The sequence below is a fragment of the Nostoc sp. FACHB-190 genome, assembly GCF_014696905.1.
Classification (GTDB): domain Bacteria; phylum Cyanobacteriota; class Cyanobacteriia; order Cyanobacteriales; family Nostocaceae; genus Nostoc_B.
Genome location: NZ_JACJQW010000003.1, coordinates 52,599 through 78,776 on the forward strand (window position 1 = coordinate 52,599; position 26,178 = coordinate 78,776).

Annotated in this window: 7 protein-coding genes; 6 read left to right on the forward strand and 1 reads right to left on the reverse strand. The window is 38.9% G+C overall.

Annotated elements, in window-relative coordinates:
- The first annotated feature begins 115 nt into the window (after window positions 1–115).
- The 6 genes from H6G28_RS04990 (at window position 116) to H6G28_RS05015 (ending at window position 25,421) form a co-directional block, all read left to right on the forward strand.
- Window positions 116–1,195, forward strand: coding sequence for a WD40 repeat domain-containing protein (locus H6G28_RS04990; protein WP_190669367.1), 1,080 nt, complete (start codon window positions 116–118; stop codon window positions 1,193–1,195).
- Between the two features lie 365 nt (window positions 1,196–1,560).
- Entirely contained in the window at window positions 1,561–2,202 is a 642-nt protein-coding gene (locus tag H6G28_RS04995; protein WP_190589678.1) for a transaldolase family protein, read from the forward strand.
- Window positions 2,203–2,621: 419 nt separating this feature from the next.
- Complete coding sequence (locus H6G28_RS05000) at window positions 2,622–8,432, forward strand: AAA family ATPase (RefSeq protein ID WP_190669369.1); 5,811 nt, start codon at window positions 2,622–2,624, stop codon at window positions 8,430–8,432.
- A gap of 74 nt (window positions 8,433–8,506) precedes the next feature.
- Window positions 8,507–13,915 (forward strand): trifunctional serine/threonine-protein kinase/ATP-binding protein/sensor histidine kinase, encoded by a 5,409-nt coding sequence (locus tag H6G28_RS05005; protein WP_190669371.1) that lies wholly within the window; start codon window positions 8,507–8,509, stop codon window positions 13,913–13,915.
- 266 nt (window positions 13,916–14,181) lie between these two features.
- Window positions 14,182–19,554, forward strand: a complete 5,373-nt coding sequence (locus H6G28_RS05010) for a trifunctional serine/threonine-protein kinase/ATP-binding protein/sensor histidine kinase (RefSeq protein WP_190669373.1) — start codon at window positions 14,182–14,184, stop codon at window positions 19,552–19,554.
- A 74-nt stretch (window positions 19,555–19,628) separates the two neighbouring features.
- Window positions 19,629–25,421, forward strand: a complete 5,793-nt coding sequence (locus H6G28_RS05015; protein WP_190669375.1) for a trifunctional serine/threonine-protein kinase/ATP-binding protein/sensor histidine kinase — start codon at window positions 19,629–19,631, stop codon at window positions 25,419–25,421.
- A gap of 43 nt (window positions 25,422–25,464) precedes the next feature.
- Here the strand turns inward: H6G28_RS05015 and H6G28_RS05020 are convergent, their stop codons facing one another.
- Window positions 25,465–26,148 (reverse strand): response regulator transcription factor, encoded by a 684-nt coding sequence (locus tag H6G28_RS05020; RefSeq protein ID WP_190589673.1) that lies wholly within the window; start codon window positions 26,146–26,148, stop codon window positions 25,465–25,467.
- Between the last annotated feature and the right edge of the window lie 30 nt (window positions 26,149–26,178).

Here is a 26,178-nt window from a genome sequence, read left to right on the forward strand (position 1 = left end):
AGACAGTACTTTTAAAAATAAGTGTTACATAAATATGAAATAAGTCATACAAATACAGGTGTTTTCCTATACTTTAAAGATAGAAGTAATAATCGAATAGGATTACTGTATCACTATGCAACTACCTTTTGTATTTAAAACCTTAACATTACTTGGCTTTTTCTTATCTATACCCTTGAGTATGGTTACAAGCCTGCAAGTTGTAGCAGATACATCTTCTGTTGCTACAAAGGCTGATAAACCGCAGCGTTTAAAATTAACTTTATCAGGACATACTGAACCTGTTCGGGCATTAGCTCTTGCACCCAATGGTCAACTTCTTGCTAGTGGTAGCGATGATAAAACAATCAAGCTTTGGAATCCCAAGACAGGTGCATTACTTCGGACTTTAACTGGGCATAAAGAGCAGATTAAATCAATAGTAATTACTCCAGACGCTCAAACTTTGATTAGTACTAGTTTCGATAACACTATCAAATTTTGGAATACGCAAACAGGCGAGCAAATTCGCACAATTGGCGAAAAAACAGGGGTGAGAGCCATGTTATTGACCCCAGATGGACAAACTTTAATTAGTGGTAGTGGCGATACAACCATCAAATTTCGGAATCTCAAAACTCGCAAAATTGATCGTATCTTGAAAGTAGAAGCAACAGCACTTGCGATTAGTCGTGACGGGAAAACTCTCTATAGTGGTGGTGAAACCGGTGGTAAAATTCGAGTTTGGAATATGCTAACAGGTAAAGAATTACGCAGTTTTACCCCACCCCTACCTAAAAAAGAAGAACTGATTACTGGTTCAGAAAAAGCATCATCTCCAATTACTCTTGCTGTTAGCAATGATGGGAAAATGCTACTGAGTGGTGGCTATGATGATAGTTTTCAATCTGCTGGGGTTAGGACTACAGATGGCAAAAGTTTCAAAGCTTGGAACTTGAACACAGGAAAGTTAATTCATAATTTTTCGTTGGGTTCAAGTATTGATGCCTTAGTTATCAGTCCCGATAGCAAGACATTTGTTAGTGGCGGTTTAGGTAGATCAATTATAGTGCGTGATATCATCACTGGAAAATCAGTCTTGGAGTTGATTGGACATGGCGGCGGCATTTATGGACTTGCCTTGAGTAGTGATGGTCAGACTTTATATAGTGGTAGTGGTGATAAATCTGTTAAAGTTTGGCAAATCAAACCTTAGTTTATCAATTTTGTCTCTTGTAAGGGTGTCAGGGCTTTGCAGTTAGTATCAGCCAAATGGTGTAAGTGTTCAAAATCCTCACACCCATTCTTAACAGTAGTCAGAGATGTTAGGACAATTTCACAGCTTGAGTGACAGGAATAGTAAGACTTTCCCTCCTGCCTTCTGCTATATTCCATTCAAATAGTAATAAATCTATATATTTATAGAGTTAGCAATCATAAATTACTAAAATTTATGCTGCTTTTTCCAAAATTCTGTAGCCAGAATTTTGACTCTGGAATTATAATCAGCCAAAAAAGACTGAAATTATCAAGCTAAAATTGGTATGATGCCAGCGATGGGACTTTAAGGAAAATAATTCAGTGACCTTATTTTTGGACTCAGCGATCGCAGCCGAAGCAGAAGCTGCTAAAAAGTTAGGTTGGGTAAAAGGCATCACTACTAACCCAACATTATTAGCCAAAAGCCCGTTACCGGTTGAGACGACGTTAAAACAACTGGCACAATTAACTACAGGGCCAGTGTTTTATCAATTGATGGCTGCTGAATTTGAAGAAATGGTAGCAGAAGGCAGAGCCGCCTTTGAGTTAATTGGACAGCAAACAGTCTTAAAAATTCCCGCGTCGTTAGTTGGTTTTCAGGTGGTGGCTGAACTAGCACCAGAAATTCCCTGTGCAGTCACAGCTATATACAGTGCAGCCCAAGCCGCAGTCTCTCAAGAAGCTGGGGCAAAATATGCGATCGCCTATGTCAATCGAGCCACTAGACTATTAGGTGATGGGGTGGCATTAGTCCGGGAAATGGCAAGTGTTTTAAAGGGAAGCAACACAGAAATTATGGCAGCCAGCATCAAATCTCCCCAAGAAGCCGTCGCATCCCTACAAGCTGGCGCTCACCATCTCACCTTACCCTTAGCAATGTTGCAGTCGATGACAAATCACGAATTGTCAGTGCAAACCATTGATGAATTTGCCGAAAATGGACGCGGGATTTTACAGGCGTAGGAGTGGTGTTTTAGCAACTTGCTGGAAATGTTGAGGTGAGCAGGGGGGCGGAGGAGCTTCAGGTGCAGGGGAGAGCGTACCTTCGTTCCCCCTTTCACCTCTGCACCCTTGCTTGCCTACACAAGTAAGTTTCTTATCCGAACCGTATTGGGGGTTTAGGTATGAAACAACCCCCACACCAATTCTGAGAAACCTGATATTTTCAATATTACTAAATAATGCTTGGTTTATCACTGCTTTAAGGGCATACTACCATAGCTCTGAAAATCCCTATAAAATCTATGTAAAGATGCCTGAAAATATACTAATTTTCAGTATTTGTGTTATTTGATATGAACGGCAAGGGAATAATAAATTTTGATGTTTCAGCTTTATCTATCTAGATAGGCAAACGCTAACTGAAATAAAGGCGTACATACATGACTACTGAATATTGCATTCCTCTGATTCCTGGATATCAAATTAGCGAATTACTATATGCAGGTTCTCGCAGCATAGTATATCGAGCTATGCGTCAATTTGATCAGATGCCAGTAGTAATTAAAGTTTTAACTTCCGAACATCCAACCTTACAAGAATTATTGCAATTTCGCCATCAATATAATATTAGTAAAAATATTGATATTCCGGGAATTATTCATCCCTTAGCTTTAGAAACTTATAAAAATAGTTATATCTTGGTCATGGCGGATACTGGGGGAATTGCTTTAAGAGAGTATGCCAAAACCAAATATATCAGTATAGGAGAATTTTTAGAGATTGCTCTCCAATTAACGCAAATTATCCACGATTTACACCAAAATCGCGTTATTCACAAAGATATTAAACCTGCCAATATTTTAATTCATCCCCAAACCAAACAAATTCAGCTTATTGATTTTAGTATTGCTTCATTACTGCCTAAAGAAACCCAAGAAATTAAAAATCCGAATGTCTTAGAAGGGACACTTGCTTATATTTCTCCTGAACAAACGGGGAGAATGAATCGAGGTATTGATTACCGCAGTGATTTTTATTCTTTGGGTGTGACATTTTATGAATTACTCACAGGGAATTTACCTTTTATCTGTGATGATCCAATGGAGTTAGTGCATTGTCATATTGCTAAACAACCAGATGAATTGAACAATGCAAAAATCCCCCAAGTCATTGCCGAGATTGTGATGAAATTGATGGCGAAAAATGCTGAAGACCGTTATCAAACAGCTTTAGGTTTAAAATTTGATTTAGAAAAATGTCTGACAGAATATCAATTAACTGGTAGATTAGACTATTTTACAATTGGTGAGTGGGATATTTGCGATCGCTTCCTCATTCCCGAAAAACTCTATGGACGAAAAGCCGAAGTTGGCGCATTATTAAGCTCTTTTAAACGTGTATCAGCAGGTACGGCAGAATTAACGCTAGTTGCTGGTTTTTCCGGGATTGGTAAAACCGCCGTGATCAATGAAGTGCATAAACCAATTCTCCAACAACGAGGCTATTTTATTAAAGGGAAATTTGACCAATTTAGTCGTAACATTCCCTTGGGTGGTTTTGTGCAAGCCTGCCGCGACTTGATGGGACAGTTACTATCAGAATCTGACATCAAACTTCAGCGATGGCAAGCAAAAATTTTGGCAGTTTTAGGCGATAATGCTCAAGTTTTGATTGACGTAATACCCGAATTAGAATTAATTATTGGTCAACAACCACCTGTAGCAGAGTTAGCCGCTAGTGCGGCACAAAATCGGTTTAATTTGTTATTTCAAAAGTTTATTAATATATTTACCATTGCCGAGCATCCTTTAGTAATATTTTTAGATGATTTACAGTGGGCAGATTTAGCTTCTTTGGAGTTGATTAAAACCCTAATCAAAACAAGTCATTATCTGTTGGTGTTAGGTGCATATCGAGATAATGAAATATCAGCAACTCACCCATTACTGTTATTGCTGGAAGAACTCAACAAAACACAGGCAAGGATTAATAAAATCACCCTGAAACCTTTAGCAGTTGATGATATTAATCATTTGCTGGCAGACACATTAAACTGCTCTTTAGAACTGGCTAAACCACTTACAGAATTAATCAACCGCAAAACTCAAGGTAATCCTTTTTTTACCACTCAGTTTCTCAAAGCATTACATGAAGAAAAATATATTACCTTTAATCGCGATCGCCGCTTTTGGGAGTGTGATCTTGTCCAAGTCAATACACTATCACTCACTGATGATATAGTCCAGTTCATGGCGTTGCAATTACAGAAATTGCCAGATGTCACGCAAAAAGTGTTGAAGTTAGCTGCTTGTATTGGTAACACTTTTGATTTAGCAACCTTAATGCTGATCTCAGAATTATCGCCACAGGAGACAGCAAAAGCATTATGGAAAGCTTTGCAAGCAGGGTTTATTTTACCTAACAGCCAAGTTTATCAGTTATTACAGTCTGATGAGATTGGTGGTTATGAGGTAGAAAATAGCATTAATCCTACATATCAATTTCTACACGATCGCATTCAACAAGCTGCCTATTCTCTTATTTCCGATGACCAAAAGCAAATCACCCATTATCAAATCGGAAAACAATTATTATGCAATACTCCGCTAGAGCAACAGGAAAATAGAATTTTTGATATTGTCAATCATCTGTATCGCGGCATTAATTATATCACTCAGCAACTAGAGAAAGATGAATTTGCTCAATTAAACTTCATAGCAGGTAAAAAGGCTAAAACTTCTACTGCTTATAAAGCGGCTATAAAATATTTTCAAACAGGACTTAGTGTGTTATCAGATGATAGTTGGCAAAATAATTATCAATTTATATTTTCTCTGTACAAAGAACAGGCAGAGTGTGAATATTTTCTAGGAGAATTTTCTGGGTCTGAGGAACTATTTGCCATTGCCTTACGGCATTCACAAAATATTTTCGATCAAGCTGATATTTATGCAGATATAATGATGCTAAAAATCACCCAAGGTGAAGATTTTAATGCTGCCATTACGGCTGGTTTAAAAGCTTTGGATACCTTGGGAATGAGTCTACCAACTCTATCCGTAGCAATTCAATCTGCCATTGATATTGAATTAAATAAGTTAGCCTCATTCCGTGCAACGGAGATTTATTATAATCTGCTGAATTTGCCTGTAATGACTGATCCTAATAAAAAAGCTTGTATGAAGCTTTTAAGTGTTTTATGTTCTATCACTTATCTCACAGGTAGCCATCAAATCAATCAATTAATCCGCTTATTAATGCTCAATACGTCCTTTGAGTATGGCAATTGTGAAAACTCTGGTATTGGTTACTGCTTTTATGGAATGGCACTGATTGAACAAGGAGAATATCAAACCGCCTATCAATTTGGCAAGCAAGCTCTAGAGCTTGATCAAAAGTTCAATCATCCGCAATATCTTGCCCAAAATATTAATATATTTTGCCATACGATTAATCCCTATATGAAACCGTTAAAAACTAATTTACCTCTCTATCAACGTTCATTTGATATTTGCAATGAATGTGGAGATTTAGTATTTGGTGTTTGGGCGGTTTTGTTCATGATTTGGACGATGTTAATTCAAGGCAAATGTTTAGTAGATATTCATACTGAAATGGAGAAATATACAGATTATGTAGAAAAAGTAAATGATATCAATATATTACAGGGGTTTCTCCAACAGCAACAATTTTTATCACATCTACAAGGGAGGATACATCACACTGAATTACTAGCAAATTGGGACAGTGAAGATATTAACTGTATTCAAATTTGGCGGAAAAATAATTTTCCTTCTGGCATCAATTGGTACTGTTTTTTGAGAATTCAGCTATCTTATATTTATGGTGATTATGTTGATGCAGTCAAAACTGCGATCGCTAATCAACAAACTCTGACTACTAATGGTAGTAGTTTCCCAATTATTCAATATCACTTTTATTATCCTCTGAGTCTCATTGCTCTTTACCCCCAAGCAACACCCGAAGAACAAAAATCTTACTGGCAAATTATTCTTCAACATCAACAACAGATTAAAATATGGGCAAATAATTGTCCCGAAAACTTTCTGCATAAATATAATTTATTAGCAGCAGAAATAGCGCGGCTATCTGGTAATATTTGCGAAGCTATTGACCTTTACGATCGCGCGATCGCAGGTGCAATTGAAAATGAATATCTCCAAGAAGCTGCACTGAGTAACGAACTCGCTGCTAAATTTTACCTCGACTGGGGTAAAGAAAAAATTGCTTCAGTTTATATGCAAACCGCTTACTATTACTATGCCAGTTGGGGTGCGATCGCCAAAACCGAAGATTTAGAATATCGCTACCCTGACTTGTTACGTCCCATTCTTCAACAGATTAACCCTACTCTCAACATCTGGGAAAATATCGAAAATTTGTTTGTCCCGAATCTCTCAATTCACTCTTCTACACAAGTCAATCAAGCTTCTAGCTCTAGTATTAATACTGCCCTAGATTTTACCGCCATCATCAAAGCTTCTCAAGCATTATCTAGCACAATTGATTTAGATGAACTGTTACAAAAACTCACAGAGATTATTTTGCAAAATTCTGGTGGCGATTACTGTGCTTTAATCTTGCCTGATAGCGATGGTAATTGGCATCTCAAAGCCATCGGCACACCTGAAAATACCCAAGTTTGTTTTGAACCTCTAGAAAATAATCATCATTTACCAATTAAACTGATCAATTATGTCAAAAATACTCAAGAAGTTGTCGTATTTGATAATCTGCAAACGGATTTGCCTGTTATTAGTGAATATTTAAATATCCACCGTCCAAAAAGTGTGTTGTGTTTACCAGTACTCAATCAAGGAAATTTGATTGGGGTTTTATATTTAAGAAACCAGTATACTAGTGAAGTATTTACACGCGATCGCATTCTCATTCTGGAAATTCTTTGCACCCAAGCAGCGATTTCTCTAGAAAACGCCCGCCTCCACGCCCAAGAACGAGAAAAATCTGAGCGTTTAGAAAAATCTCAACAAAGATTGCAAATCATCATTCAACAAACTCCAGTCGCTATCTTCGAGTGGAATACTCAGTTTGAATGTCAACATTGTAATCCAGCCGCCGAAAAATTGTTTGGCTATACACAAGCAGAAATTGTCGGCAATAATTTGCGGATAATTATCCCGGAAGAACATCATGTTTATGTAGATGATGTGACTGCTTCGATTTTAGCTGAACATGGTGGTTCTCACGCAATTAATGAAAATATTACTAAAGATGGTCGACGGATTATTTGTGAATGGTTTAATGCCCCAATGTTAGATGCTAATGGTCAGGTTTGTGGTGGAGTTTCAATTGGTTTAGATATTAGCGATCGCCAAAAAACAGAAGCAGCAATTCATAAAAAATCCCAAGAATTAGAAACAGCTTTACAAGAACTCAAACAAGCCCAAATTCAGATGGTACAAAATGAAAAAATGGCTTCTTTGGGTAATTTAGTCGCGGGGGTAGCCCATGAAGTTAATAATCCCATTGGTTTTCTCAATGCTAGTATTAACAATGCCCAAGAATATGTGCAGGATTTAATTGGGCATTTAGAACTTTATCAGCAATATTATGCCCAACCTGTTGAGGCAATTCAAGAAAATGCTGAAGACATTGATTTAGACTTTTTAGTTGCAGATTTACCTCATTTGCTAGATTCGATGACGGAAGCCATGCAGCGCATTAAATCAATTAGTATGAGTCTGCGGACGTTCTCTCGTGCTGACACCGATAGCAAAGTCATGGCTAATATTCACGAAGGTTTAGATAGTACCTTATTAATTTTAAAATATCGCTTAAAAGCTAATGACAAACGTCCTACTATTGATGTTCAAACAAATTATGGCAATATTCCTTTAGTTGAATGTTTTCCGGGTCAGTTAAACCAAGTATTTATGAATGTTTTGGCTAATGCTATTGATATGTTTGATGAAATGGCCCAAACGCACACATTTGCGGAATTACAAACTCATCCCCAACAAATTACCATCCGCACTCAAGTTGTTGCCCATCAAGTTTATATTCATATTCAAGATAATGGCAAAGGTATGGGTGCAGAAGTACAAGAGAAAATCTTTGAGCATTTATTTACTACCAAAGGAGTCGGTAAAGGTACTGGGTTAGGATTAGCGATCGCGCGGCAAATTATCGAAGAAAAGCACGGCGGTCAAATCACAGTCAGTTCTGTTTTGGGGGAAGGGACAGAATTTATCATCCAACTGCCAGTGTAAATTTTTACGTTACTATTGAGTAAGGTTGAGCGTTTGGGAATACTAAATCAAGACATTTTCAAGATTTAGATATTATGATTGACACGCTTGTGAAGATTCCCGGATATCGCATTAGTGAAGAACTCTACAATGGTTCGAGAACGCTGGTTTACCGCGCAGTCAGAGAAAGCGACTCAATACCAGTAGTCATAAAACTGCTGAAAAATCCTTATCCCAGCTTTAGCGAACTGTTGTTATTTCGCAATCAATACACTATTGGCAAAAATCTCAACTCACCTCTGATTATCCAAACCTATAGCCTTGAACCCTTACATAATGGCTATATGTTAGTTATGGAAGACTTTGGGGGAATTTCTCTCAAGGATTATTTCAGCAAAAATCAGGGTCTTGCATCTTTAGAAGAGTTTTTAATTTTAGCGATCGCACTCTGCGACACTCTCAACTTACTCTACCACGAGCGAATTATTCATAAAGATATTAAACCCAGCAATATCTTAATTAATCCTGAAACCAAGCAAATCAAATTAATCGACTTTAGTATTGCATCACTCCTACCCAGAGAAACCCAAACCCTAGTTAACCCCAACGTATTAGAAGGCACACTCGCTTATATATCTCCCGAACAGACAGGGAGAATGAACCGGGGTATTGATTATCGCACAGATTTTTATTCCTTGGGTGTGACTTTTTATGAATTCCTCACAGGTGAGTTACCATTCTCATCTAATGATGCGATGGAATTGGTACATTCTCACATTGCGAAAATTCCCCCATTATTACACGCAATTAATCGAGATATCCCCTCAGTTATCTCAGAAATCGTCAGTAAGTTGATGGCGAAAAATGCTGAAGATAGATATCAGAGTGCATTAGGATTAAAATTTGATTTAGAAAAATGCTTAACTCAACTAAGAGAAACTGGTGAGATTCAGAGTTTTGCAATTGCGAGTCGGGATTTGTGCGATCGCTTCATCATTCCTGATAAACTCTATGGCAGAGAAGGCGAAGTACAAACCCTCCTAGAAGCATTTGATAGAGTCAGCCAAGGCGCAACAGAAATGATGCTGGTGGCTGGATTTTCAGGAATTGGTAAAACAGCCGTTGTTAACGAAGTACATAAACCAATTGTTAGACAACGCGGCTACTTTATTAAAGGTAAATATGACCAATTTCAACGCAATATTCCCTTTTCGGCATTTGTACAAGCATTCCGCGATTTAATGGGGCAATTATTGACCGAAAGCGATGTACAAATCCAGCAATGGAAACATAAAATAGTAGAGGCTGTCGGGGAAAATGGACAAGTCATTATTGAAGTCATTCCCGAATTAGAAAACATTATTGGCAAACAAGCACCAGCTAAAAAATTATCAGGAGCCGCCGCCGAAAATCGCTTTAATTTATTATTTCAAAAATTCACCCAAGTCTTTACAACCCCTGAACATCCCCTAGTGATGTTTCTCGATGATTTGCAATGGGCTGATTCCGCATCATTAAAATTAATGCAGCTATTAATGGCTGATATTGGGTATCTTTTTATTATTGGTGCATATCGTGATAACGAAGTCCATTCAGGACATCCATTATTGTTGACATTGGGTGAAATCCAAAAGACACAAGCAACAATTAACACAATTAACTTAGTACCACTCAGTCAAGTGCAAGTGAATCAGTTAGTTGCTGACACACTCAAATGTTCAGAAGCTTTGGCATGGAATCTTTCTGTATTAATCTATCAAAAAACTCAAGGTAATCCATTTTTCGCTACCCAGTTTCTCAAGGCATTACATCAAGATAGACTGATTCAATTTGATTTTGAATTAGGTTGTTGGGAATGTGATATTTCCCAAGTAAAGGCGCAAGCGGTTACAGATGATGTTGTAGCTTTTATGAGTTGGCAATTGCAGAAACTGCCGCCCTCAACACAAGAAATCATCAAACTGGCAGCTTGTATTGGTAATTCTTTTGATTTAGCAACTTTAGCAATTGTTGCAGAACAATCTCAAATTGAAACAGCAGCTTGTTTGTGGAAAGCATTACAAGAAGGGTTGATTATACCCATTGGTGATGTTTATAAGTTTTATGTTGGGCAAGAAAATCTTGTAAGTATATCGGCAAATCAACAGACTGTTAATTACAAATTTATACACGACAGAGTACAACAAGCCGCTTATTCTCTAATTCCCGATGACCAAAAACAAGCAACTCACTATCAAGTCGGTCAACTGCTATGGAAAAACACAGATGTTGCAGCCATAGAACTCAAGATTTTTGATATTGTCAATCAGTTGAATAAAGGTATTGACATTATTATTCAGGCATCAGAATGCTATGAGTTAGCTGAATTAAATTTATTGGCTGGCAAGAAAGCCAAAACTTCAACCGCTTATAAATCAGCCGTTAAGTATTTGGAAGTAGGCATTAAACTATTATCGATAGATAGTTGGCAAAATCACTATCAACTTACTTTTGATTTATATCGAGATTGTGCAGAATGTGAATATTTTAATAGCAATTTTGCTCAGGCAGAAAAGTTATATGATATTGCTTTGCAGAATACTCCAGATGACATTCATAAAGCAGAGATTTATGCTAGTTTGTCAACTCTGCGGATTGTTCAGGGTGAAAATTTGGCAGCAGGTTTTGCAGCTGCACAGGAAGGATTAAGAGTGTTAGGTATTACAGTACCCGATCGCACTGCGCTGCCAACTGAGATTCAAGCTCAACTCGAAAAAGTACAAGCAAAATTAGCAACAATCGAACTTTCATCTTTGCTAGAACAAGCAAAAATGACCGCGACGCTGCAAAAAGCCCAGATGAAATTACTGTTGGGTATGTGTACTGCTGCTTACTTAATCGGTAATGAGGAACTTGGCTTTTTATCCAACCTCCTCATGTTGGATTTGTCATTGAACTATGGCGCAGCAGAAAGTTCTGGTTTTGCTTACTGTTTTTATGGGATTAGTTTGGTGAATCAAGGGGAGTATCAAAAAGCTTATGAGTTCGGTCAATTGGCCTCTGCGCTTGATCGTCAATTTGAGGCGTTACCGTTTATTGTCAAAAGTAACAATCACTTTTGTCATGCAATTAATCTTTATAGCAGACATATTAAGACAAATTTACCGATTTATGACGAATCATTCCGAATTTGTCAGGAAATAGGCGATCTGCTCTATGGTGTTTGGTCAGTTGTGTTTATTACTTGGACTCATCTGATTAAAGGCGACCCGCTCAACGAAGTATACGCTGAAACCGAGAAATATCACAGCTACGTCGAGCGAGTCAACGATCAAAATATGCTGTATATGTTTAGCTTGCAGAGAGAATTTCTGCTGCATTTGCAAGCTTTAACAGAAGTTACCGATTTGTTGGACGATGGGTTAGTAGATCGAACAACTCCCTACATTGAAGTTTGGCGACAAAAGCAGGTAACATATTGTATCAACTGGTATAACCAACTAAAGATTCAGTTACTCTACCTCTACGGTCGTTATACTGAGGCGATCGCTTCAGCAGCAGAAATTGAGCAAACGATGGGCGCGGCGGGAAATTTTTTCCCGATTATTCAATATCACTTCTACTACCCGCTCTCCTTAGCTGCTTTGTATCCTACAGTCACCGCAGAGACAAAAATCCAGTATTGGGGCATTCTACAACAACAACAGCAACTCTTAAAACGTCAGTCCGAGACTTGTTCTGCGAACTTTCTACATCGATATCTACTGCTTTCGGCTGAAATGGCGCACATTTCTGGTAATCCTTTAGAGGCGAGCGATTATTACGATCGTGCCATCTCATTGGCTCAAGAAAACGACTACCTCCAAGAAGAAGCACTAGCAAACGAACTAGCCGCTAAATTTTATCTAGATTGGGGCAAACAGCGTATAGCTCAAGAATACATGATTCAAGCCTACTATTGTTATGCCCGTTGGGGAGCAAAAGCCAAAGTTGCCGACTTAGAAAAACGCTATCCCCAACTACTTGCACCCATATTACAGCAAACTCGTGCGGCTTTTTCTACGAACGAAACTATCTTCACTTTGGGGACTGTCACATCTACACGTTCTTCCAGTTCTAGCACCAGTGTCTCAGATACCCTAGATTTAACCGCAATTCTTAAAGCCTCTCAAACTATCTCTGGGGAAATTGAACTAGAAAAACTACTTGCATCGTTGCTTTCCATCGTGATTGAAACTGCTGGGGCTGATAAATGCGTGTTAATGCTATTGCAAGACAACCATCTATTAATTCAAGGTGCAATTACCCAAGGAACAAACCCAGTCGTCTTGCAAAGTCTTGCGATTGAAGACAGCCAAGATATTCCCCAAAAACTCATTTACAAAGTCAAAAACAACCAACAAACTGTTGTTTTATTGGATGCGATCGCAGATATCACTTTCGCCAATGACCCCTATATTATCCGTCAACAGCCAAAGAGTATTTTGTGTAGTCCGATTTTAAATCAAGGTAAGTTGCTGGGGATTTTATATCTAGAAAATAATTTAGCAAAGGGGGCGTTTACGAGCGAACGCGTTGAACTACTCAACCTACTTTGCGCCCAAGCTGCTATTTCCCTAGAAAATGCCCAACTTTATCAACGTTCTCAGGAATATGCCCAACAGTTAGAACAAGCATTACAAGACTTACAACAAGCCCAATTACAAATGGTGCAAACTGAGAAAATGTCAGCCTTGGGTAACTTAGTCGCTGGTGTCGCCCACGAAATGAATAATCCTTTGGGCTTTATTGCAGCTACTCTCAAACAAGCTAAACCCACCTTTGCCGATATTATCGAACACTTAAAAATCTATCAAGAAACCTTACCCGATAAAACTGAAGAAATCCTCGACCACGAGGCAGAAATTGATTTGGATTATACCATAGAAGACTTGCCTAAAATGCTGGATTCTATGACAATGGCTTGCGACAGATTAAAAAATATCAGCACTTCCCTACGCACTTTTTCCCGTGCTGACAGAGATTACAAAGTACCATTTAATCTTCACGAAGGCATTGATAGTACAATTTTAATTCTCAAACATCGTCTCAAAGCCAACGAACAACGTCCGGCGATTGAAGTAGTAACTAATTACGCTAATTTACCTCAACTTGAATGTTTCCCTGGGCAATTAAATCAGGTATTTATGAATATTTTGGCGAATGCCATTGATGCTTTAGATGAATCAAATCACGGACGGAGTTTTGCAGAAATTCAAGCTCATCCTAACCAAATTACAATCACCACATCAATAGCAGATAAATTTGTCAAAATCTCCATTGCTGATAATGGTAAAGGAATGAGTGCAGAGGTAAAACATAAAATATTTGACCATTTATTTACTACCAAGGGAGTCGGCAAAGGTACGGGCTTAGGATTAGCGATCGCGCGGCAAATTATCGAAGAAAAGCACGGCGGTAAAATTACGGTTAATTCGATTTTAGGTGAGGGAACAGAATTTATAATTTCCCTGCCGATTATATAAAAAGGAATCAGAAGACAGAATTGGTGAATACTTCACTCATAAGATACACCTAGCTTGTCTAAGGATTCACTGATCTGTGTTGTTCACATCTCAAATAGGAATACCATATTGTCTGATTAATAAATTCAGTAATTCATAATCTCTTTAACTAATTATTAGTGATTAAACCTCTCACAAATGGGAATACTAAGTTTATCTAAACTTGCTGCGCGTGGTTTCATCCATGTAGAGAAGCAACCACCCAAAGAAACTAGAGGTATATATCAATGACTACTGAGTTGCAGACACCCGTCATTCCTGGATATCAAATTAGTTCTCAATTGTATGCAGGTTCTAGAACCATAGTATATCGTGCTATCCGTCAAGTTGATCAACTGCCAGTAGTCATCAAACTTCTCACTTCCGAATATCCGAGTTTTCACGAGTTATTGCAATTTCGGAACCAATACACAATTAGTAAAAATCTGCAAATTTCGGGTGTTATTCGTCCCTTGTCATTAGAAACTTATGGGCATGGTTATATATTAGTGATGCCGGATACGGGAGCGATCGCTCTAAGAGAATATATCAAAACCACGACTCTTTCTTTAGCGGAATTTTTAGCGATCGCGATTCAACTCAGTAATATTCTCCAAGATTTACATCAACACCGTGTAATCCACAAGGATATTAAACCTGCGAATATCCTGATTCATCCCCATAGCAAACAGATACAATTAATTGACTTTAGTATTGCTTCTTTATTACCGCGAGAAACTCAAGAAATCAAAAGTCCCAATGTTTTAGAAGGGACACTTGCTTATATTTCTCCAGAACAAACCGGGAGAATGAACCGGGGTATTGATTACCGCAGTGATTTTTATTCTTTGGGTGTGACTTTTTATGAACTGCTGACGGGGACTTTACCGTTTATCTGCGATGATCCAATGGAGTTAGTGCATTGTCATATCGCCAAAACTCTGATTTTGGGTAATCAAATAGATATTCCCCAGGTAATTGCAGATATTGTGCTGAAATTAATGGCGAAAAACGCCGAAGATAGATATCAAAGTGCTTTGGGATTAAAGCATGATTTAGAAACTTGCACTCAGCAATTACAAGATACTGGTACAATTACCAATTTTGCCATTGGACAACGGGATATTTGCGATCGCTTTCTCATCCCCGAAAAACTCTACGGACGTGAAGCCGAAGTTATCAGCCTGTTGCAAGCCTTTGAACGTGTCGCCAAGGGTACATCTGAAATGATGCTGGTTGCGGGATTTTCGGGAATTGGGAAAACCGCCGTCGTCAACGAAGTGCATAAACCCATCACCCGCCAGCAAGGCTACTTCATCAAAGGAAAATTTGATCAGTTTAACCGAAATATTCCCTTATTGGCTTTTGTCCAAGCTTTGCGCGATTTGATTGGGCAGTTATTATCAGAATCAGATACCCAATTAAATCAATGGCGCAGTCAGATTCTCGCGGCTTTGGGCGATAATGGACAAGTTTTAATTGAAGTGATGCCAGAACTCGAAAGAGTCATTGGTAAACAACCACCTGCACCAGAATTATCAGGAACAGCCGCCCAAAACAGATTTAACTTATTATTTCAGAAATTTATTGCCGTCTTTACGACCGCCGAACATCCATTAGTGATGTTTATTGATGATTTGCAATGGGCAGATTCCGCATCTTTGCAATTAATTAAACTGCTAATGGCAGATAAAAATTATCTGTTATTGTTGGGGGCTTATCGAGATAATGAAGTTTCGCCAACTCACCCGTTAATCTTAACAGTTGCGGAACTCCAGCAAGTTGGTAGAACTGTAAATACAATTACCCTTGCGCCTTTGACTTTGAGTGACACCAATCAGTTAATTGCCGATACACTGCATTGTACAACTGAGCGATCGCTTCCTCTCACAGAATTAATTATCCGTAAAACCAAAGGTAATCCCTTTTTCATTACCCAATTTCTCAAAGCCTTACACGAAGATGGGGAAATTAAATTTAACCGTGAACAAGGCTATTGGGAATGTGATATTGCTCAAATTAATGCCTTATCTCTCACCGATGATGTGGTTGAGTTTATGGCACAGCAGTTACAAAAGTTACCTGATGAAACTCAAAATGTTCTCAAGTTAGCTGCTTGCATTGGTAATTCTTTTGATTTAGCTACCTTAGCAATTGTTTCCGAACAATTACAAATGGAAGCAGCAACAGCCTTGTGGAAAGCTTTACAAGAAGGATTAATTCTGCCCCAAAGTGAAGTTTATAAATTTTATCTCAGCCACGAACAAGCCAATCAAAACACTCACAAAATTGAGAATTTAACTTATAAATTTTTACACGATCGCGTCCAACAAGCTGCTTATTCTCTCATTCCTGACCGCCAAAAACAAGCTACTCACCGCAAAATTGGGGCATTACTTTTAAATAATACCTTAGAATCAGAGTTAGACAACCGAATTTTTGATATTGTCAATCAACTCAATATCGGTATTGAATTAATTACAGAACTATCTCCAAGAGAACAATTAGCCGAGTTAAACTTGCGGGCGGGACACAAAGCCAAAGTAGCTACCGCCTACGCGGCGGCTGTGAGTTATTTAAACACAGGTTTAACACTGTTAACCGAAAATTGCTGGCAAAATCAGTATGAACTGACTCTGCAAATGTATGAATCTTTAGCAGAATCAGAATATTTAAATACTAATTTTGCCCAATCTAAATATTTCATTGATCAAACTTTGTTGTCTGCGCGTCAACCACTCGATAAAATCAAAGTTTATGAAATTCAAATCTTAGCTTACACCGCCCAAAATCAACTGCTAGAAGCTATCAATACAGGTAGGGAGGCTTTGAATTTACTGGGTGTTGATTTCCCAGAAGATTGTGATTTTGAGACAATGATTGCCGAACACCAACAACTCAAAATTATTTTAGGCGATCGCCCCATCGAATCTCTCGCAAATTTACCAATTCTCCAAGCACCTGATCAATTGGCAGCAATGCGAATCTTAGTAGGTTTATTTGCATCTGTGTATTTAGCCAAACCACAATTGTTACCTTTAAAGATATTCACAATGGTGAAAATCTGCATTCGATGTGGTAACTCTCCCCAAGCCGCCATCGCTTATAGTTTATATGGCTTATTTTTATGTGCGACTGGTGAAATTGAACGTGGCTATCAATTTGGGCAACTGGCAACTACTATTTTAGAGCAATTGCAAGCCAAAGAATTAACTAGTAAAGTAAATCTGACTTTTGCTTTATTTATTAAACATTGGCGAGATTCTTTACGTTCCACATTACCTGTATTTTTATCTGGTTTAGCCAGTGGTTTGGAACATGGTGATTTAGAATATGTTGGTTATTGTGCCAACTGCTATTGCCAATTTTTATTTTGGACAGGTGAACATCTAGAAATTGCCGAAGCAGAAGCCGATAAATATTGTCTGCTCATTGAAGATATTAAGCAAGAAGCTTCGTTAATTTGGGCAAATACTTGGCGACAAACAGTGATTAATCTGCGTGGCAAAGCCGAAAACGTGATGACGCTGGTTGGTACAAGTTTTGATGAAACTGTGACTTTACCTGCCTTAATTCAAAGTCGCAATGTCAACGGTATTTGCTATGTTTATCTTGCTAAACTCTTACTCTGTTATTTGTTTGGTGATATTGAAACTGCGAGAGAATACGCCAGCAAATTTGAAGAATATGAACAAGGGGCGGCGGGTTTATTAATTACTCCCCTGAAGAACTTTTATCAATCTTTGAGTTTATTGTCAGAATATTCTAGCCCAGATACTCTCACAACAACTGTAGATTTAGAGAAGGTTGCCAAGAATCAACAATCTATGCAGATATGGGCTGATCATGCCCCTGCGAATTATCTGCATAAGTTTCAACTAATAGAAGCAGAAACTTATCGGGTATTAGGCAAATATTATGAAGCCGGGGATTTGTACGATCGCGCGATCGCCCTCGCCCAAGCCAACGGCTACCTCCAAGAACAAGCCCTCGCCTATGAACTGGCTGCTAAGTTTTACCTCGCTTGGGGTAAAGAAAAAATCGCCACAACTTATATGCAGGAAGCTTACTACGGTTATGCCCATTGGGGTGCAGAAGCCAAAACCAAAGATTTAGAAAGTCGTTACTCTAATTTACTGCGTCCCATTTTTCAGCAAGCTACAGCAACTCTCAACCCCTTAGAAACCCTGGCGGCTGTGACGAGTTCTAATGTTTCATTTCATAGTGCCACTACTGCCTCTTCTAACACCAGTTTGAATCTAGCTTTAGATTTTGCCGCTATTATCAAAGCCTCGCAAAGTCTTTCCAGCACCATTCAATTAGATGATTTGCTGTCTCAATTAACACAAATTATTCTGCAAAACTCTGGTGCTGATCACTGCGCCTTGATGTTACCCAACCGTGCGGGAATCTGGCAAGTCAGGGCGATCGCCACAACCGACACCACAGAACTTTGTGCGGAACCTTTGGAGAACAATCCTAATTTGCCAGTCAAGCTGATACAGTACGTCAAAAACACCCAAGAAGTCGTAGTAGTTGACAATCTCAAAACTGATTTGCCTGTCATTGGTGAATATTTAACTCTGCACCAACCAAAGAGTGTATTGTGCTTACCAATTCTCAATCAAGGCAATTTAATTGGGATTTTGTACTTAAAAAATCAGTCTAGCAGTGGGGTGTTTACAAGCGATCGCATCTTGATTCTCAACTTTTTGTGTACTCAAGCCGCCATTTCCCTAGAAAATGCCCGCCTCTATCACCAAGCCCAAGAATATGCCCAACAGTTGGAACAATCCCAACTCCAAATAGTACAAAATGAAAAAATGGCATCTTTGGGTAACTTAGTCGCCGGGGTTGCCCATGAAGTTAATAACCCCATTGGCTTTCTTTACGGTAGTATCCGTAACGCCCAAGAATACACCCAAGATTTAATCGGACATCTAGAACTGTATCAACAACATTATTCTGAACCTGCTGCCCCAATTCAAAATAACGCCCAAAATATCGACTTGGAATTTTTAATCGAAGATTTACCCAAGTTGCTGCATTCCATGACAGAAGCAACGGAACGCATTAAATCTATTAGCAACAGTCTGCGTACCTTCTCCCGTGCCGATACAGTCAATAAAGTCATAGCTAACATTCATGATGGTTTGGATAGCACATTAATGATTTTAAAATACCGCCTAAAAGCCAATGAACAGCGCCCCGCCATCAATATTCAACAAGAATATGGCCATATCCCAGAAATTGAATGCTTTCCTGGACAGTTAAACCAAGTATTTATGAATATCTTGGCTAATGCCATTGATATGTTTGATGAGATGGCGCAAACTCGCACATTTGCGGAATTACAAACCCATCCCCAAGAAATTACGATCCGTACTTATGTCACTGCCAATCAAGTTTATATCCATATTCGAGATAACGGCAAAGGTATAAGTGCAGATGTGACAAATCGCATCTTTGACCATTTATTTACTACTAAGGGAGTCGGTAAAGGTACGGGCTTGGGATTAGCTATAGCAAAGCAAATTATCGAAGAAAAACACGGCGGTAAAATCACAGTCAATTCTGCTCTAGGTGAAGGGACAGAATTTATCATCCAACTGCCAGTGTAAATTTTTACGTCATCATAGAGGAAAGTTGATCCTTTGGGAATACTAAATCAAGACATTTTGAAGATTTAGTGATTATGATTGACACTCTTGTGAAGATTCCCGGATATCGCATCAGCGAACAACTCTATGATGGCTCCCGAACACTAGTTTATCGCGCAGTCAGAGAAAGCGACTCAACACCAGTAGTTATCAAACTGCTGAAAAACCCCTATCCCAGCTTTAGCGAATTGTTATTATTTCGCAATCAATACACTATTGGGAAAAACCTCAATTCATCTCTGATTATCCAAACATATAGCCTCGAACCCTTACATAATGGCTATATGTTAGTCATGGAAGACTTTGGGGGAATTTCCCTCAAGGATTATTTTGCCAAAAATCAAAATGTTGCATCTATTGAGGAGTTTTTAGTTTTAGCGATCGCACTCTGCGATATCCTAGACTTACTCTACCATGAGCGAATTATTCATAAAGATATCAAACCCAGCAATATATTAATTAACCCCGAAACTAAACAAGTTAAATTAATTGACTTTAGTATTGCATCATTATTACCCAGAGAAACCCAAACCCTAGTTAATCCAAATGTATTGGAAGGAACATTAGCTTATATCTCTCCTGAACAAACAGGGAGAATGAATCGCGGGATTGACTACCGCACAGATTTTTATTCCCTGGGTGTGACTTTCTATGAACTATTAACAGGAGAATTACCATTCCAATCTCATGATGCGATGGAATTGGTACATTCTCATATTGCGAAAGTTCCCACACTCATACATGAAATTAATCCAGATATCCCTTCAGTCATCTCAGAAGTTGTCAGTAAACTGATGGCGAAAAATGCTGAAGATAGATATCAGAGTGCGTTGGGATTGAAATTTGATTTAGAAAACTGTCTAAATCAACTAAAAGAAATTGGCGAAATCCAAAGCTTTGAGATTAGACAAAGAGATTTGTGCGATCGCTTCATCATCCCTGATAAACTCTATGGCAGAGAAACCGAAGTTCAAACCCTTTTAGAAGCCTTTGATAGAGTTAGCCTTGGCGCAACCGAAATGATACTAGTAGCTGGGTTTTCGGGAATTGGGAAAACAGCAGTTGTAAAAGAAGTACATAAACCCATTGTCAGGCAACGCGGCTACTTTATTAAAGGTAAGTATGACCAATTTCAACGGAATATTCCCTTCAGTGCTTTTGTGCAAGCCTTCCGCGATTTAATGGGGCAATTGTTGACTGAAAGTGATGTAAAGATTCAGGAATGGAGAAATAAAATATTAGATGCTGTTGGGGAAAATGGACAAGTAATTATTGAAGTCATCCCCGAATTAGAAATAATTATTGGCAAACAACCAGCAGCAGTAGAATTATCAGGAACAGCCGCAGAAAATAGATTTAATTTATTATTTCAAAAATTCACCCAAGTCTTTACAACTAAAGAACATCCTTTAGTCATATTTTTAGATGATTTACAATGGGCTGATTCGGCATCATTCAAGTTGATGCAGCTATTAATGGCTGATACCAGGCATCTTTTCATCATTGGTGCGTACCGTGATCATGAAGTTTATCCAGCACATCCATTAATGTTGACTTTGAGTGAGATCCAGAAAACACAAGCAACAATTAACACAGTTACTTTAGCAGCACTCAGTCAATCACAAGTCAATCAGCTAGTTGCTGATACCCTCAAATGTCCAGAAGAAATGGTATGGGAATTTTCAGTATTGATACATCAAAAAGCTCAGGGAAATCCATTTTTTACCGCACAATTTCTCAAAGCATTACATCAAGAAGAACTGATTAAATTTGATGTTGATTTAGCCTGCTGGCAATGTGACATTATACAGGTGAGGACTCAAGCAGTTACAGATGACGTTGTGGCTTTTATGGCATTTCAATTGAAAAAACTGCCACAAGCAACTCAAAATGTATTGCAGTTGGCTGCTTATATTGGTAATCAATTCGATCTATCCACTTTGGCTATTGTTTCAGAACAATCCCAAATTGAGACTGCTGCTGCTTTATGGAAAGCATTACAAGAACGGTTGATTTTACCAATTGGTAATATTTATAAGTTTTATGTTGGGCAAGAAACTCTAGTCAGTACACCAGAAAATCAAGAGATTGTTACATACAAATTTTTCCACGATCGCATTCAACAAGCAGCTTATTCCTTGATTCCCGATGACCAAAAACTTGCAACTCACCTGAAAATTGGACAATTATTACTGCACAGTTCCTCGGAAGTAGAACTGGAAGAAAAACTGTTTGATATTGTCAGGCATTTAAACCAAGGAATTGAGCTAATTACCCAACCGCAAGCACGGGAAGCACTAGCCCAACTTAACTTAAAAGCTGGGCAGAAAGCTAGAAATTCTACAGCTTATGTTGCAGCCAGAGTCTATTTGCAAACAGGGATTGATTTACTGACAGTCAACTGCTGGCAAGATCAGTATGAATTGACGATGAATCTCCATATTGCTGCTACCGAAGTTGCCTATTTGAATGCAGATTTTGATGGCATGGAGAAAATAGCAGCACTGGCGTTAAAAGAAGCTGAGACAATTTTAGACAAAATCAAAATATACCAAATTCAAATCGTCGCTCAGACATCTCAGGGCAAGATATTAGAAGCCATTACAGTAGGAAGAGATGCCCTATCTCAATTGGGGGTTGAACTCCCCACAGCACCTGACGAAGCCAAAATTAGCAAAGCCCTAGAAACCCTAGCTAACCTTCAAAGCGGTAGAGAGATTGAAGAATTAGTCAATCTACCTGTAATGAGCGATTGCCATACTCAGGCAGCTATGCAACTCTTAGGAACATTATTTTCGCCGATTCTACAGGCAATGCCGGGATTACTGCCCATACTGAGTGCAACGATGGTAAGTTTATCACTCCAGTTTGGGAATACACCAGGATCGACTGTGGGGTATATGATTCACGGTATGGTGTTGTGTGCCTTTTTGGGAGAAGTGAAAACAGGCTATAGCTTTGGGCGATTAGCAATAAACTTGCTCGATCAATTTAATGTCGGGGAATTCAAATCTAAAGTTCTACTGCTGTTTTCAGCCTGGGTTCAACATCATCGGGAATCTCTCAGGGTAACAACGCTGACGATGAAAGATGGCTATGTAACTGGTATAGAAACTGGTGATTTTCTCAACGCTGGCTACAACTCGCTCAATTACTTTATTGCCAAACTTTTTGCTGGGATAGAACTGGATATTTGGGAACCCGAAATAGCAGATTACAGGGCTGTCTTAGTGCAGATAAAACAACATTCTGCCCTGACTTATTTGGATATGATGCAGCAGACTGTACATAACTTGAAGGAAACCCGGATTCTGTCAGATTGTTTAGTTGGCAGCGCCTATGATGAAACGGTGATGATTCCTAAGCACTATCAGGACAAGGATCTCACCGCGATCGCTATTGCTTACACTTACAAACTGATGCTGGCATACTTTTTTGGTAACTACACCTCTGCCCTAGAATATAACACCCAAGCCAAACAGTATTTAATGGCAGTATCAGGGATGATTTTTATTCCCATGTTTCATTTCTATACAGCCCTGACGCATTTGGCACTGTTGTCTACACAGCCAGAGTCAGAACTAGATGAATTTCTCGCCTTGGTTGAAACCCATCAAACCACGTTGCAACAGTGGGCGCATTTTGCACCCATGAATCATCTCCATAAATGGTATTTAGTTGAGGCAGAACGACAACGGATTTTTGGCAATAAAGCGGAAGCAATTGAATATTATGATCGCGCTATTTCTGGAGCTAAAGAAAATGGCTATATCCAAGAAGAAGGACTAGCTAACGAACTAGCAGCAAAGTTTTATCTCAATTGGGGTAAACAGCATATTGCTCAGGAATACATGACCCAAGCTTACTATGCCTATGCTCGCTGGGGAGCTAAAGCCAAAGTTGCCGACTTGGAAAGACGCTATCCCCAACTGCTTGCTCCCATCCTCCAGCAAACCCGTTTTTCCTTATCCACTAACGAAACTATCCTCGCATTAGGGAGTGTCTCATCCAGCAGTTCCTCTAGTTCTAGCAGCAGTGTCTCCGATACCCTAGATTTGAAAGCTATCCTCAAAGCATCTCAAAGTATCTCCGGGAAAATTGAACTGGAAAAACTGCTGTCATCGTTGCTTTCCATCGTCATTGAAAATGCTGGGGCTGATAAATGTGTGTTAATGCTGTTACGAGACTCGCGCCTGCTGATTGCTGGCTCAATTACTCAGAGGAATGAGCCTGTTGTATTGCAAAACCTGGCGGTTGAGGATAGCCAGGAAATTCCCTTAAAACTCATTTACAAAGTCAAGCGCAATAGTCAAACTATAATTCTGCTGGATGCAACCGCAGATATCACCTTAGCCAACGATCCATATATTATTCGTCAACAGCCTCAGAGTATTTTGTGCAGCCCGATTTTACATCAAGGGAAGTTGCTGGGAATTTTATATCTAGAAAATAATTTAGTGACGGGGGCGTTTACAAGCGATCGCATCGAACTACTCAACCTCATCTGCGCTCAAGCCGCCATTTCCATAGAAAATGCCCAACTTTATCAACGTTCTCAGGAATCCGCCCAACAATTACAGCGATCGGTTGACGAATTGAGCGCCAGCAATTCTCGCTTTCATAACTTGGTAGATAATCTTCCTGGGGCTGTTTATCAAGTCCATTTGTCTACTAATGGTGAACAATCTTTACCTTATATCAGTGCAGGCTGTTATAAATTATGGGAAATACCAGTCCAGCAATTCAATACCAATGTCAAGACTCTCATTGATATAGTTCATCCAGAAGATATTGTGACTTTCCAACAGGCGCTAGGAGGCGCAATGACAACTCTGACTTCTGGGCAATGGTCAGGTAGAATTTTGACACCTTCTGGAATTGTCAAGTGGGTTCAGGCGGAAGGCTACATCCGCAAACTTGTGGATGGAAGTTTTGTTTGGGATTGCATTATGTTAGATATTAGCGAACGCAAACAAGCTGAATTGGCTTTGCAACAAGCTCAATTACAAATCGTTCAAAGTGAAAAAATGTCTGCCTTGGGTAACTTAGTCGCTGGTGTCGCCCATGAAATGAATAATCCTTTGGGATTTATTGCGGCAACTCTCAAACAAGCTAAACCCACCTTTGCTGATATTATCGAACACTTGAAAATCTATCAAGAAACTTTACCCGATAAGAGTTCAGAAATTCTTGATCACGAAGCAGAAATTGACTTGGAATATAGCATAGAAGACCTGCCTAAAATGCTCGATTCTATGACAATAGCTTGTGATAGATTGAAAAACATTAGCACCTCTCTACGTACTTTCTCCCGTGCTGATCGAGATTATAAAGTGCCATTTAATCTTCATGAAGGCATTGATAGTACAATTTTGATTCTCAAACACCGTCTCAAAGCTAACGAACAACGTCCCGCAATTGAAGTAATCACTAACTACGGTAATTTACCCCAAATTGAATGTTTCCCTGGGCAATTAAATCAGGTATTCATGAATATTTTGGCAAATGCTATCGACGCATTAGATGAATCGAATCACGGACGTAGTTTTGAGTCAATTCAAGCTCATCCTAATCAAATTATAATTACCACATCGATAGCAGAGAAAACTGTGAAAATCTCCATTGCTGATAATGGTAAAGGGATGAGTGAAGAAGTAAAACACAAAATATTTGACCATTTATTTACTACTAAAGCTGTTGGTAAAGGTACGGGCTTGGGATTAGCTATAGCAAAGCAAATTATCGAAGAAAAACACGGTGGTAAAATCACAGTCAATTCTGTTCTAGGTGAAGGGACAGAGTTTGTGATTTTCCTTCCTATCTCATAAAAGCATTTTGAGTATAACCAAATACCTTCCGTTGTGGATTTTGCTAATCATTCACAATGATGTCGCTTTTGATTAATCCTTTTTGTAAAGCCATCATCACAGCTTGAGTGCGATCGCTCGCCTCTAACTTTTGTAAAATAGCATGAATATGCACTCGCACTGTTCCTGGTGCAATATATAGTGCAGCTGCAATTTCTTGATTGGTTTTACCTGCTGCTAACAGCGATAAAATTTCTTGTTCGCGCCCAGTTAGGGGATTGGTAGGCTTTAAGATATTGTCTGTCTGGGGTGATGGTTCAGCCAAAACAGAAGAACGAATTTCTTTAGTTGCAGTTTCATCCCACCAAGAAGCGCCAGCCGCCACAGAACGCAATGCTAAAACTAATTTTTCCGCAGCAATGCCTTTAAGACAATAACCTTGAGCGCCTGCTTCAATTAACTTGAAAATTAAAGACTTTTGCGAGTGGGAAGTGAGAATTAAAATTGGCAATGCCGGATTTTGCTGCTTAATTTGTCTACAAGTTTCAATTCCACCAATTCCCGGTAAACCCACATCTAACAACACAATATCTAGAGGATGTTCTTTGACTAACTCAATAGCTGTTTCACCATCTTCAGTCTCAGCAATAATTTCTAACCCAGGTTCTTGCTGCAACCGTACTTGCAAACCTAAGCGAAAAAGCTCATCATCTTCAACTAACAAAATTTTGATGGGGGTAGAAGACATTTCACACAGGTAAAGGGAATAGATAAGACT

Bases quoted from the DNA above. Each gene is read 5' to 3' on its own strand.
- H6G28_RS05000 (WP_190669369.1), top strand. From the start codon at position 2,622: ATGACTACTGAATATTGCATTCCTCTGATTCCTGGATATCAAATTAGC.
- H6G28_RS04990 (WP_190669367.1), top strand. From the start codon at position 116: ATGCAACTACCTTTTGTATTTAAAACCTTAACATTACTTGGCTTTTTC.
- H6G28_RS05020 (WP_190589673.1), bottom strand. From the start codon at position 26,148: ATGTCTTCTACCCCCATCAAAATTTTGTTAGTTGAAGATGATGAGCTT.
- H6G28_RS05015 (WP_190669375.1), top strand. From the start codon at position 19,629: ATGATTGACACTCTTGTGAAGATTCCCGGATATCGCATCAGCGAACAA.
- H6G28_RS05005 (WP_190669371.1), top strand. From the start codon at position 8,507: ATGATTGACACGCTTGTGAAGATTCCCGGATATCGCATTAGTGAAGAA.
- H6G28_RS05010 (WP_190669373.1), top strand. From the start codon at position 14,182: ATGACTACTGAGTTGCAGACACCCGTCATTCCTGGATATCAAATTAGT.